This is a genomic window from Ensifer sp. Root423, from assembly GCF_001426275.1.
GTDB lineage: Bacteria > Pseudomonadota > Alphaproteobacteria > Rhizobiales > Rhizobiaceae > Ensifer > Ensifer adhaerens.
Map to the genome: position 1 here is coordinate 14707 of NZ_LMEG01000029.1, position 11413 is coordinate 26119.

At 62.8% G+C, this 11413-nt stretch carries 14 protein-coding genes; 4 read left to right on the forward strand and 10 right to left on the reverse strand.

Annotation, left to right across the window (positions count from 1 at the left end):
- Nucleotides 1-30: 30 nt before the first annotated feature.
- Nucleotides 31-456 carry a 50S ribosomal protein L17 gene (rplQ, locus tag ASD01_RS23175; RefSeq protein WP_034795595.1) on the forward strand — a complete coding sequence of 142 codons (426 nt, stop codon included), beginning with the start codon at nucleotides 31-33 and terminating at the stop codon, nucleotides 454-456.
- Between the two features lie 160 nt (nucleotides 457-616).
- On the opposite strand, the gene msrQ is transcribed toward rplQ, so the two are convergent.
- Nucleotides 617-1270 (reverse strand): protein-methionine-sulfoxide reductase heme-binding subunit MsrQ, encoded by a 654-nt coding sequence (msrQ, locus tag ASD01_RS23180; RefSeq protein ID WP_060644504.1) that lies wholly within the window; start codon nucleotides 1268-1270, stop codon nucleotides 617-619.
- Nucleotides 1271-1272: 2 nt separating this feature from the next.
- Nucleotides 1273-2217, reverse strand: a complete 945-nt coding sequence (msrP, locus tag ASD01_RS23185; protein ID WP_060644505.1) for a protein-methionine-sulfoxide reductase catalytic subunit MsrP — start codon at nucleotides 2215-2217, stop codon at nucleotides 1273-1275.
- 198 nt (nucleotides 2218-2415) lie between these two features.
- Between msrP and ASD01_RS23190 the strand changes: the two genes are divergently transcribed.
- From ASD01_RS23190 to sugE, 3 genes are all read left to right on the forward strand, one after another.
- The gene (locus tag ASD01_RS23190) at nucleotides 2416-3813 is read left to right on the forward strand and encodes a DegQ family serine endoprotease (protein WP_034795616.1); all 1398 of its coding nucleotides are present in this window, start codon (nucleotides 2416-2418) and stop codon (nucleotides 3811-3813) included.
- A complete protein-coding gene (locus ASD01_RS23195) occupies nucleotides 3810-5123 on the forward strand; it encodes a replication-associated recombination protein A (protein WP_034795619.1) in 1314 nt (437 codons plus the stop codon). The genes ASD01_RS23190 and ASD01_RS23195 overlap by 4 nt, the downstream gene beginning before the upstream one ends.
- 215 nt (nucleotides 5124-5338) lie before the next feature.
- On the forward strand, nucleotides 5339-5653 hold the full coding sequence (sugE, locus tag ASD01_RS23200) for a quaternary ammonium compound efflux SMR transporter SugE (protein WP_034795623.1): 315 nt from the start codon (nucleotides 5339-5341) through the stop codon (nucleotides 5651-5653).
- A gap of 134 nt (nucleotides 5654-5787) precedes the next feature.
- Here the strand turns inward: sugE and ASD01_RS23205 are convergent, their stop codons facing one another.
- The 8 genes from ASD01_RS23205 to ASD01_RS23240 form a co-directional block, all read right to left on the reverse strand.
- Nucleotides 5788-6573 (reverse strand): ATP12 family chaperone protein, encoded by a 786-nt coding sequence (locus ASD01_RS23205; protein WP_034795626.1) that lies wholly within the window; start codon nucleotides 6571-6573, stop codon nucleotides 5788-5790.
- Entirely contained in the window at nucleotides 6566-7231 is a 666-nt protein-coding gene (locus ASD01_RS23210; protein ID WP_034795628.1) for an HAD-IA family hydrolase, read from the reverse strand. Before ASD01_RS23210 ends, ASD01_RS23205 begins: the two co-directional genes overlap by 8 nt.
- Entirely contained in the window at nucleotides 7231-8223 is a 993-nt protein-coding gene (locus ASD01_RS23215) for an RluA family pseudouridine synthase (RefSeq protein WP_034795631.1), read from the reverse strand. The genes ASD01_RS23210 and ASD01_RS23215 overlap by 1 nt, the downstream gene beginning before the upstream one ends.
- A gap of 213 nt (nucleotides 8224-8436) precedes the next feature.
- Nucleotides 8437-8814: a fluoride efflux transporter CrcB gene (gene crcB / locus ASD01_RS23220; protein WP_034795634.1), complete on the reverse strand. Its 378-nt coding sequence runs from the start codon at nucleotides 8812-8814 to the stop codon at nucleotides 8437-8439.
- Nucleotides 8815-8886: 72 nt separating this feature from the next.
- Nucleotides 8887-9720 carry an S-formylglutathione hydrolase gene (gene fghA, locus ASD01_RS23225; RefSeq protein ID WP_034795636.1) on the reverse strand — a complete coding sequence of 278 codons (834 nt, stop codon included), beginning with the start codon at nucleotides 9718-9720 and terminating at the stop codon, nucleotides 8887-8889.
- A 24-nt stretch (nucleotides 9721-9744) separates the two neighbouring features.
- Nucleotides 9745-10392, reverse strand: a complete 648-nt coding sequence (locus tag ASD01_RS23230; protein WP_034795640.1) for a DUF1345 domain-containing protein — start codon at nucleotides 10390-10392, stop codon at nucleotides 9745-9747.
- Between the two features lie 48 nt (nucleotides 10393-10440).
- Nucleotides 10441-10881: a YaiI/YqxD family protein gene (locus ASD01_RS23235; protein ID WP_034795642.1), complete on the reverse strand. Its 441-nt coding sequence runs from the start codon at nucleotides 10879-10881 to the stop codon at nucleotides 10441-10443.
- An 81-nt stretch (nucleotides 10882-10962) separates the two neighbouring features.
- Nucleotides 10963-11413 (reverse strand): zinc-binding dehydrogenase (locus ASD01_RS23240; RefSeq protein WP_156623696.1); only part of this gene is annotated, 451 nt, incomplete at its 5' end.

Here is an 11413-nt window from a genome sequence, read left to right on the forward strand (position 1 = left end):
GCGAATGCCTGCAAGTGAAGGAGAATAGCCATGCGCCACGGTAAAGCCGGCCGCAAGCTGAATAGAACCGCCAGCCACCGCAAGGCGATGTTTGCCAACATGGCAGCTTCGCTGATCGAACACGAGCAGATCGTTACGACCCTGCCGAAGGCCAAGGAAATCCGCCCGATCGTCGAGAAGCTCGTCACGCTCGGCAAGCGCGGTGACCTGCACGCTCGCCGCCAGGCGATCTCGCAGATCCGCGACGCCGCTGTCGTTGCCAAGCTGTTCGACACGATCGCATCGCGCTACGCCACCCGCAACGGCGGCTACCTGCGCATCATGAAGGCTGGCTTCCGGCACGGCGACAACGCCGCGCTCGCCGTCATCGAATTCGTTGACCGCGACGTCTCGGCAAAGGGCGCGAAGGATCTCGCCCGCGTTGCTGCAGAAGCCGAAGCTGCTGAAGCAGCCTAAGCCGATCGAAGGCAGAAGATTGAAGCGGCCGGGTGTTCGTCACCCGGCCGCTTTTTCTTTTGGGGCTGTTGCTTAGCGTGCGTTTGACGGTGTGCTCGTTCTGTCACCGTTTCGTCGAAATGCGATCGAGGGTCGATGTCCTGGCGAGGCGAAGATGGCCTCAGGCGCTTCCGGCGGCGGTTCTGACCGACGCATTGGCCGCCTGTCGCTTGCGCCGCAGATACGGCTTGCGCACCAGCCGCCAGACAAGCAGTACGGCGACGAGCCCGAGATAAAGCAGCTGTTCGGCGCCGATGACCTTCACCGACATCGAAAAATGCACGGCGCCGGCGGTGGCGATCACATAGGCCAGGCGGTGAAGCGTGTTCCACCGCGTACCGAGCCTGCGGATCGACCAGTTGTTGGAGGTGAGCGCCAGCGGGATCAGCATGACGAGTGCGGCCATGCCGATGGTGATGAAGGGGCGGCGGGCGATGTCGGCCAGTATGCTCGGAAAGTTTAGCCGCTGATCGAGCAGCATGTAGGCGAGGAAATGCATCAGCACATAGTAGAACGCCAGCAAACCTAAGGCCCGCCGATAGCGCAGCCAGTTGATGCCGAATAGGTCGCGAATCGGCGAGAACGCCAATGTCGCGACGAGGAAACGCAGCGCCCAGAGGCCGAGCAGGTGTTCGAATTCCTTGACCGGGTTTCCGGGCAGTTGGCCCGTAGCGCCGAGATAGAATGCATAGGCGGCGGGCAGCAGACCAAAGCCGTAGAGCCCCCAGACCGAGGCCGAATGGTAGCGTTTCGGGAGCGAGGGCAGGCGGGCCATGATCAATAGTTCGCTCTGAGATCCATGCCGGCATAAAGTCCGGCCACCTCGTCGGCATAGCCATTGAAGGGCAGGGTATCGCGCCGGTTGGAGCCGAAGAAGCCGCCACCGCCGATGCGGTTTTCCGTTGCCTGGCTCCAGCGTGGATGATCGACCGCCGGATTGACGTTGGCAAAGAAGCCGTACTCGTTCGGCGCCGAGAGGTTCCAGGTGGACGGTGGCTGGGTTTCCGTGAGCGAAATACGCACGATCGACTTGATCCCCTTGAATCCGTATTTCCAAGGGGTAACCAGCCGGATCGGCGCGCCGTTCTGGTTGGGAAGCGTCTTGCCGTAGACGCCGACGGACAGCAGCGTCAGCGGGTGACGGGCCTCGTCGAGTCTCAGCCCTTCGCGATAGGGCCAGGCAAGCGGCTGGAAGAACCCGGATTGTCCCGGCATTTCGGACGGGCGCACGACGGTTTCGAACGAGACATATTTCGCGCTGCCAAGCGGCTCTACCTTGTCGAGCAGGGCCGAGAGCTGAAACCCGGTCCAGGGGATCACCATCGACCAGGCCTCGACACAGCGCATGCGGTAGACGCGTTCCTCGATCGGGAGCGCTAGCAGTTCCTCGAGCCCGAATTCCTTCGGCTTGCCGACGAGGCCATCGACTTTCACGGTCCAGGGCGTTGGCTTGAAGCTGTTCGAATTGGCAGCAGGGTCGCCCTTGCCGGTCCCGAACTCGTAGAAATTGTTGTAGCTGGTGACGTCGGCCTCCGGCGTCAGGTCTTCGTCGACAGTGTATTTGCTCTTGGGCGCGCCGAGTGCGGCCGCCAGCCCCGTGCCGCTGCCCGCAAGCAGCATGCCGCCGCCGGCAGCAGCCCCTAGGAAGGTGCGGCGGTTGAAAAAGAGGGCCTCCGCGGTGATCTCGGAGGAAACGATTCGCGGCGGGCGGTAAGATGGCATGGTCTTTTCCGAAGTGATTTATGAGCCTTGTCTTCTATGAACTCACCAGACTTTCGATCACCGTGAAAGGGGTTGCGAACCACGTTTTCGTGCGTAGCGCGTGAAGCTGGCAACTTTGCATATCCTGCGCCAACATTTGCCTTTTTTCCCGCGAAATCCTATCTGAACGTAGCCGCGACGAATAGGAGAATGCTTTACATGATCGTAGGTCGAAGAGCGCTTGTTTCGCTCGTCATCGCTGTTTCTCTCGCCTGTCCGGCATTGGCCCAGGAGGCCAAGAGCGTTCCGCAATCGCGGACCGAAATGCAGCTTTCCTTTGCGCCTCTCGTCAAGCAGACGGCAAATGCCGTCGTCAACGTCTATGCCGAGCGGGTGGTCGAGCGCCGTTCGATTTTCTCCGGTGACCCCTTCTTCGAGGAGTTCTTCGGCCAACGCATGCCGAACCGCTCGGAGAAGCAGTCTTCGCTCGGTTCCGGGGTGATCGTCGGCAAGAACGGCATCGTCGTGACCAATAACCACGTCATCGAGGGCGCCGACGATATAAAGGTGGCGCTGGCCGATGGCCGCGAGTTTCCCTGCAAGATCGTGCTCAAGGACGACCGGCTCGACCTCGCTGTTTTGAAGATCCAGTCGGACGGTCCCTTCGACATCGTGCCGCTTGGTGATTCCGATGCAGTCGAGGTCGGCGACCTCGTGCTCGCGATCGGCAACCCCTTCGGCGTCGGCCAGACGGTGACGAGTGGCATCGTCTCGGCGCTCGCGCGCAATCAGGTCTCCTCGGGTGATTTCGGCTTCTTTATCCAGACGGATGCGGCGATCAACCCGGGTAATTCCGGCGGTGGCCTTATCGACATGAACGGCCAGCTCATTGGCATCAACACGGCCATCTTCTCCAAGGGCGGCGGTTCTAACGGCGTTGGCTTTGCCATCCCCGCCAATCTGGTGAAGGTCTTCGTTGCGTCGGCCGAAGGTGGCAACGGCGCCTTCGTGCGTCCTTTCATCGGCGCCAGCTTCGAGCCGGTCACTTCGGAAGTGGCCGAAGCCCTTGGCCTCAGCCGCGCCCGTGGTGCGCTGGTGACCGCCGTCGTGGCCGGTGGCCCGGCCGAACAGGCCGGTATCAAGCCCGGCCAGGTGATCACCGCCGTCAACGGCATCGAGGTCGAACATCCCGACGCACTCGGTTATCGCCTGACGACGGTCGGCATCGGTCATGAGGCGCGCGTCACCGTATCGGAAAACGGCAAGCCGCGGGAAGTGACGATCAAGCTCGACCGGGCGCCCGAGACCTCGCCACGCGATGAACGGCTGATCGAAGGTCGTAACCCCTTCGCCGGTGCAGTCGTTGCCAACCTGTCGCCGCGCCTTGCCGACGAGCTGCGCATGTCGACCTCGCTGCAGGGCGTCGTCGTCATGCAGGTCAACCGCGGTTCGCCCGCCGCCCGCATCGGCCTCGAGCCGAAGGACATCGTGCGGTCGGTCAACGGCACGGCGATCGACACGTCGAAGACGCTGGAACAGGTAATGGCCGACGATGCCTCCTTCTGGCGTGTCGAGATCGAGCGCGACGGCCAGCTCATCCGTCAGTTCTTCCGATGAGCGACCTGTTCACCGCCCACGAACCACCGGAAATGGCGTCGGCAAGACCGCTTGCCGACCGGCTTCGCCCGCGAACGCTTGCCGAAGTCACCGGTCAGGATCACCTGACCGGTGAGGATGGCGTGCTGTCGCGCATGATTGCTTCGGGTTCGCTCGGGTCGATGATCTTCTGGGGGCCGCCCGGAACAGGCAAGACGACCGTGGCGCGGCTGCTTTCGGGGGAGGCGGGTCTCGCCTTCGAGCAGATCTCCGCGATCTTCTCCGGCGTCGCTGATCTCAAGAAGGTGTTCGAGGCGGCGCGGGCAAGGCGCATGTCCGGCCGTCAGACGCTGCTTTTCGTCGACGAGATTCATCGCTTCAACCGGGCACAGCAGGACAGTTTCCTGCCGGTGATGGAAGACGGCACCGTGATCCTTGTCGGCGCGACGACGGAAAACCCATCCTTCGAACTCAACGCCGCTCTCCTGTCCCGAGCCCGGGTGCTGACCTTCAAGCCGCATGGCGAAGACAGTATCGAGGAACTGCTGTCGCGCGCCGAAGAGTCCGAGGGCAAGAAACTGCCGCTCGATGCGGATGCGCGCGCCAGCCTCATCCGCATGGCCGACGGCGACGGTCGCGCTGCGCTGACGCTGGCGGAAGAAGTCTGGCGCGCGGCGCGGCGCGACGAGATCTTCGATGCGGCAGCACTCCAGAACATCGTCCAGCGCCGGGCGCCGGTCTATGACAAGGGCCAGGACGGCCACTACAATCTGATCTCGGCCCTGCACAAGTCGGTGCGTGGCTCTGATCCGGATGCCGCACTCTACTATCTCTGCCGCATGTTCGATGCCGGCGAGGATCCGCTTTATCTCGGGCGGCGCCTGGTGCGCATGGCGGTCGAGGATATCGGCCTTGCCGACCCGCAGGCCCTGGTGATCTGCAACGCCGCCAAGGACGCCTATGACTATCTCGGCTCGCCCGAGGGCGAACTGGCGCTTGCCGAAGCCTGCGTCTATCTCGCGACCGCGCCGAAATCGAACGGCGTCTATACCGCCTACAAGGCAGCGATGCGGGCGGCGAAGGAAAACGGCTCGCTGCTGCCGCCGAAACATATCCTCAACGCCCCGACGAAACTGATGAAGGGTGAGGGCTACGGCGACGGCTACCGCTACGACCATGACGAGCCGGATGCTTTTTCCGGCCAGGACTATTTCCCCGAGAAGATGGGGCGCAGAAACTTCTATGATCCGCCGGAGCGCGGTTTCGAGCGCGAGATCCGCAAGCGGCTGGAATGGTGGGCGAAACTCCGTCGGGAGCGCAACGCACCGTAGGGGCAGACTTGCAGACCCCTCACGTTTCCATGGTTTCAACGACAGCGTGAAATGGTTTAGCTTTGCCGCGGACGCAGGGCTGATTTGCCCTTGACCGCCTTGCCGGCGAAACTGGAGTGTGAGATAGAACCCGCGTTGCAGACGGCTGCACGGTTCGCAAAGGCGATACCGAACATCCGCGGGGACGGCCTCGCTCCAAACTTTGGGAGTTTGACATGGCCTGGTTCCTTCTTCTGCTTGCCGGTATTCTTGAAATCGGCTGGGCAATTGGTCTCAAATACACGGATGGTTTTACGCGGGTGACACCGACGATCCTGACCGTCGGTTCGATGATCCTCAGCATCGCGTTGCTCGGTCTCGCCGTGCGGACCCTGCCGCTCGGTACGGCTTACGCTGTCTGGACCGGCATCGGCACCGTCGGCACCGTGATCCTCGGCATTTTCCTGTTCGCAGAGCCGGCAACCTTCGTTCGCCTTGGCTGCATCGCGCTCATCGTCAGCGGTATCGCCGGCCTGAAGCTGGCCGCTTAACGCTGCGGCTATTGGCTTCCGTTACGTTAGCGCGAACAGAGCCGCTCTGACGCCGACATATTGAACAAAAAAGAAAGCGGGCTGCGCGTCGGAAGACACGCAGCCCGCTTCGCATTCCGTGGTATCCGGTGTCGTCAGCGCAGGGCGTCAAGAACCGTGGCGACCGCCTGCATTTCCTGCCAGCGGTTCTCGCGGCGGCGGAAGGCCTCCTCGTCGGTTCCCCAATGTTCGATCTGCCAGTCCTCGTCGACATGGGCGGCCGTCCAGGCTTCTTCGGCGGATATCCGGCCGGAAGCGAAGGCGAGCGCCAGCAACGCAGAGCCGGTGAGGCTCGTCACCGTGTGGACGCAGGTGAGGCCGAGCGGGGTTGCGAAGGCGCGCAGGCCTTCGGCATAGGCGGAAAGTGCTTCCTCCGGCTGCTCCTGGTGGATCACGCCTTCGGCGAGGATGAAACGGGCGCCGAGTGCCTGCTGGGCCCACTCGATCACCGGGTTCCAGATTTCGTTCTGGCGGGCGACAAGGCCTTCCGGGCTATCGGCGCGATAGCAGAGCATGTCCGTTCCGGCGAAACGCAGGATATCGTCGAAGACCGAGCGCTGGTCCTTGGCGACGCCGTCAAGTGCGGTATTGACGATACGCGTGATCGGCATCTTGCCGGGATCGATGACCTCTGCCTGCGCATCCCATTCGGCGGCGAGCATGTCGGCGAGCTTGCGCGTCGGCACGGCAAGCGGCTGCTTGGCCGGCGTGCGCACGGTGCGGCCGTCGAGCAGCACCGCGTGCGTATCGCCATCGGCCGCGGCCACGCTGACGTCCTTGTAGAAGCGCTTCGGTAGTGGCTTCAGCATCTGGATTTGCGCGCGGCGGACCGGATCCTCGTGGCTCATCGCACCGCTGAGTTCGTCGCGAATATCAGACATGATTGTGTTCCATCCATTCAATGATGTCGGCCGGCGTCCGGGCAACGAAATCCGCGCCCGCCTCGATGAGGTCGGGAACGGAAGCATAGCCCCAGGCGACGCCGATGGCGGATGCTCCAGCGGCCTTGGCCATCTGCATGTCGTAGATCGCGTCGCCGATGACGACCGTATCCTTCGCATCGATGCCGGCTTCAAAGCAGCATTCCGTCACCATGGCCGGATGCGGCTTGGAGGGGCAGTCGTCGGCGGTGCGGGACACGAAGAAGATCCGGTCGAAGCCGTGAGTCTCGGAAATATGCGTCAGGCCGCGACGCGACTTGCCGGTTACGGCGCCGATCAACAGTGCGTCGCGTGACGACAGCGTCTGCATCATGTCGGCGATACCCGGAAACAGAAGCTCCTGGAAGCCTGCCTCTGCGCGAACGCCGGCGAAGATCGACTTGTAGTGCGCCGTCATCGCCAGCGCCTGATCGTCGACATGTTCGCGGCCGAGCAGGCGCGCGATGGCAATGTCGAGGGTCAAGCCGATAATGCTCTTGGTTGCCGAGAGGGGCGGGCGCTCGAGATCGAAGGCCTCGAAGGTGCGCGCCATCACTTCATGGATCAGGCCTCCGCTATCGACCAGCGTACCGTCACAATCAAAAAGCGCCAGTTTCATCAGTCGTCCTCGCCAGGCTCGTTCTCTTCGAAGCCCAGCAGGTTCCAGCTCTGGACCATGTGCGGTGGCAGCGGTGCGGTCACGCGCAGGCGGCCACCGTCCGGGTGAGGAATATCGATATGGCGCGCGTGCAGATGCAGACGGTTCTGCATGCCGCCGGGCAGGCTCCAGTTGATATCGGCGTCGAAATATTTGGGGTCGCCGAGGATCGGGTGTCCAATGTGCAGTGCATGGACGCGAAGCTGATGGGTGCGGCCGGTATAGGGCTCCATCTCCAGCCAGGCGAGGTTCTGTGCGGCCTGTTCGCGAATACGGTAGTAGGAGATGGCGTGGTCGGCACCGTCTTCGCCGTGTTTGGCGATGCGCATACGGTCGCCATCCGGCGTCTGCTCCTTGACGAGCCAGGTGGAGATGCGGTCTTCGCGCTTGCGCGGCACGCCCTTGACCAGCGCCCAGTAGGTCTTTTTGGTGTCGCGCTCGCGGAAGGCGGCGGTCAGCTTCTGCGCTGCACCCCGGGTGCGGGCGATCACCAAGACGCCTGACGTGTCGCGGTCGAGCCGGTGGACGAGACGCGGCTTTTCGCCCTTCTGGTTGGTCCAGGCTTCAAGCATCTTGTCGATATGTCGGTTGACGCCCGAGCCGCCCTGAACGGCAAGGCCGGCAGGCTTGTTGAGCACGATAACCTTGGCGTCCTCGTGCAGCACCATGCGCGACAGCAGTTCGCCGTCGGGTGAGTTCCTGAGGTCGCGTCCGGCGATCGGCCCGGTCTTGGTTTCCTTGGGATCCACTCCGAGCGGCGGAATGCGGATCGTCTGGCCGGGCTGGATCCGCGTGTCGGATTTGGCGCGGGCACCGTCGACGCGGATCTGGCCGGAGCGCAAAAGCTTCTGCAGCGGGCCGAAGCCCAGTCCCGGAAAATGCACCTTGAACCAGCGATCCAGGCGCATGCCCGCCTCGTCACCGTCCACCTGCCTGTGTTCTATGCCTGCCATTTGAGCGAACCTGCCTTCTGTTTGGTCGCAGCGTCGCGCGTCGGTCCGAAGCCCCTGCGTTGGGATGACGCAAAGAGGAGGCTTCAGGCGCGCAAAGGCTGCCGCAATATTTTCGTTGCTGCATGACAATGCCCTCGAAGCGACAACGGTTGAAGGACAATGCAGCAATGCGCCGCGTGTCCCCTGGATACGCAGCGCCTGTAAGACGAGCCTTTAGACTATTGCGCGCATCAGAGCCAGCCCGCTGAAGACCGCGAGGATCGAAAGCGCGACACTGGCGATGACATAGACGGCCGATAGCATGACATCGCCGCGCTCGAAGAGCGTGATTGCGTCCAGCGAGAAGGTGGAAAAGGTGGTGTAACCGCCCAGAATGCCGGTGATGAGGAAGACACGCATGTCCGGCGAGGCGCCGAACTTGCGCATGATCACTTCGGCGAGCACGCCGATCAGGAACGACCCCGTTATGTTGACGCCAAACGTGCCCCAGGGAAAGCCGGACCCGAAGCGGTGAACGGCCCAGAGACCGACGAGATAACGCAGCATCGAGCCGATCGCGCCGCCGGCGCCAACAAGGAGAAGGTGGGTCATCAGTCGCTCCGGGTAGATTGACGGCGCAATTCCGCGAAAGCGGCTTTCATACGAAATTGCGCCATTCGGTGGCTAGATCAGCCGCTCGGCATGCCAGCGCAGATGATCGTCCATGAAAGTCGAGATGAAGTAGTAGGAATGGTCGTAGCGTTCATGCATGCGCAGCGTCAAATCGATGCCGGTGCCCTTGACCGCTTCCTCGAACAGCCAGGGACGCAGGCCGTTTTCAAGGAAGCTGTCCGCCTTGCCCTGATCGATCAGGAACCCGGGGAAGCGCGCACCATCCTTGACGAGCGCGCAGGCATCATATTGGCGCCAGGCGGCGCGGTCCGCGCCCAGATATTTCTCGAAGGCGCCGATCGACCAGTCGGCGGTCGAAGGCTCGACGATCGGGGCGAAGGCCGAGCAGCTCTTGAAGCGGCCCGGGTTCTTGAGCGCGATGGTCATGGCGCCGTGACCGCCCATCGAATGGCCGAAGATGCCCTGGCGGCTCATGTCCATGCGGAAGTGCTGGCTGACGAAGGCGGGCAGCTCCTCGGTGATGTAGCTATACATCTGGTAGTGCTCGGCCCAGGGCGTTTCGGTGGCATCGAGATAGAAGCCTGCACCCTTGCCCATCTGCCAGTTCGTCAGTTCGTCGGGAACATCAGTGCCGCGCGGGCTCGTATCCGGGCAGACGACGATCAAGCCAAGCTCGGCGGCCATGCGCCGGTACTCGCCTTTCTCCATGACGTTCGCATGCGTGCAGGTGAGGCCGGAGAGATACCAGAGCACCGGCCGCGGCTCGTTGATTGCCTGCGGCGGTACAAAGACGGCGAAGGTCATCTCGCCCTTGCATGCCTCGGACTCGTGCGAAAAGACGCCCTGCATGCCGCCGAAGGTGGTGTTTTGCGAAAGGACTTTCATGGGATGCTCCTTGGATAAAGATGCTCAACCGGCAAGCTGCACGGCCGCATTGACGGCGGCGGCGACGAGCACGGTGTTGAAGAAAAACGATACGATGGCGTGTATCAGGTTGATGCGCCGCATGGCCGTCTTGGTGATGGCGACATCGGAGGTTTGCGCCGTCATGCCGATGACGAAGGAAAAATAGAGGAAGTCAAAGCCGCCGGGCTCGGGCGTTTCGGGAAAATCGAGTCCGCGTGCCGGTTCGGTGGTCGGACCATCGGGTGCTGGGACCCAATAGACATGGGCGTAGTGCATGGCCGCCATCATGTGGATCGTTGCCCAGCCGAGCACAACGGAGGCAAAGGCGAGGCCGAGCGCCAGCGCCGAGCCGGACTTCTCGCCGTTGAGCGCGAAAAACAAGGATACGAGCGAACTCGCGGCTGCCCCGAACGTCACGAGCAGGATCACGACCTCGGGCTCGTCGGTGTTCCTGGCATGGGTCTTCAGATGCCGACCGGTCATCATCCGCAAGCGCCGCCAGCATAGGACGAGATAGACGCAGAAGAAGGTGATCGCTGCCCCTTCAAGGGCGAAACGCTGCGCCACGAACCAGAGGACAGGCACGCTTGCGAGCGCGCACAGAATGGCGGTGTAAAACGGCCAGTGCCTGAGCTTCGTCGTCGCTGCCATGCTAGTGCCCCTGCGATTGCGGGCCCCATGGTCCCGCCCGTTGCGCGATCATTTTTTCGACTGACGCGCGAGTCGGTCAAGGGTTTCGAGGAAGGTGGATCGATCGCGCGGTGTGAAGGCGGCGTTGTAGCCCTTGCTCTCGCCGGTCTCGCGCAGGTGCTGTCCGAGATCGCGCATCGCAGACGCCATGCCGATATTGCCCTTGTCGAAGACCCGGCCGGAGGGGCCGGTGACAAGTGCGCCGGCGGCAACGCAGCGAACGGCAAGCGGCACGTCGGCGGTAACGACGATATCGCCCTCGTGCGCCCGTTCGGCGATCCAGTTGTCGGCCGCGTCGAAGCCTGCCGAGACGATGACATTGTGCACCATCGGGTCGCGCGAAGGGCGCAGGCCCGAATTAGCGACCAAGGTCACCTCGATCCCGTGGCGCTCGGCCACTTTCAGGATTTCGGCTTTCACCGGGCAGGCGTCTGCGTCGACATAGATCATCTTGAATCAACTTCTCAACGGGACTGAAAAAGGCGCCGGAAATCAATCGTCTCCGGCGCCTCCTTGAATCAAAATAGCAGCTTAGTAGAGAACGACCGAGCGGATGCTCTCGCCAGAATGCATCAGTTCGAAGCCCTTGTTGATGTCTTCGAGCGGCATCGTGTGGGTGATCATCGGGTCGATCTCGATCTTGCCTTCCATGTACCAGTCGACGATCTTCGGCACGTCGGTGCGGCCGCGCGCGCCGCCAAAGGCGGTGCCCATCCAGCTGCGACCGGTGACGAGCTGGAACGGCCGGGTGGAGATCTCCTGGCCGGCGCCGGCAACGCCGATGACGACCGACTTGCCCCAGCCGCGATGCGAGGCCTCGAGCGCCTGGCGCATCACCTTGGTGTTGCCGGTGCAGTCGAAGGTGTAGTCGGCGCCGCCGATCTGGTCGGCTCCGCGCTTGGTCATGTTGACGAGGTAAGGCACGATGTCGTCGCCGACCTCCTTCGGGTTGACGAAGTGGGTCATGCCGAAGCGTTCGCCC

Bases quoted from the DNA above. Each gene is read 5' to 3' on its own strand.
- msrQ (WP_060644504.1), bottom strand. From the start codon at position 1,270: ATGGCCCGCCTGCCCTCGCTCCCGAAACGCTACCATTCGGCCTCGGTC.
- ASD01_RS23195 (WP_034795619.1), top strand. From the start codon at position 3,810: ATGAGCGACCTGTTCACCGCCCACGAACCACCGGAAATGGCGTCGGCA.
- ASD01_RS23190 (WP_034795616.1), top strand. From the start codon at position 2,416: ATGATCGTAGGTCGAAGAGCGCTTGTTTCGCTCGTCATCGCTGTTTCT.
- ASD01_RS23205 (WP_034795626.1), bottom strand. From the start codon at position 6,573: ATGTCTGATATTCGCGACGAACTCAGCGGTGCGATGAGCCACGAGGAT.
- msrP (WP_060644505.1), bottom strand. From the start codon at position 2,217: ATGCCATCTTACCGCCCGCCGCGAATCGTTTCCTCCGAGATCACCGCG.
- ASD01_RS23210 (WP_034795628.1), bottom strand. From the start codon at position 7,231: ATGAAACTGGCGCTTTTTGATTGTGACGGTACGCTGGTCGATAGCGGA.
- ASD01_RS23215 (WP_034795631.1), bottom strand. From the start codon at position 8,223: ATGGCAGGCATAGAACACAGGCAGGTGGACGGTGACGAGGCGGGCATG.
- crcB (WP_034795634.1), bottom strand. From the start codon at position 8,814: ATGACCCACCTTCTCCTTGTTGGCGCCGGCGGCGCGATCGGCTCGATG.
- sugE (WP_034795623.1), top strand. From the start codon at position 5,339: ATGGCCTGGTTCCTTCTTCTGCTTGCCGGTATTCTTGAAATCGGCTGG.
- rplQ (WP_034795595.1), top strand. From the start codon at position 31: ATGCGCCACGGTAAAGCCGGCCGCAAGCTGAATAGAACCGCCAGCCAC.
- fghA (WP_034795636.1), bottom strand. From the start codon at position 9,720: ATGAAAGTCCTTTCGCAAAACACCACCTTCGGCGGCATGCAGGGCGTC.
- ASD01_RS23230 (WP_034795640.1), bottom strand. From the start codon at position 10,392: ATGGCAGCGACGACGAAGCTCAGGCACTGGCCGTTTTACACCGCCATT.
- ASD01_RS23235 (WP_034795642.1), bottom strand. From the start codon at position 10,881: ATGATCTATGTCGACGCAGACGCCTGCCCGGTGAAAGCCGAAATCCTG.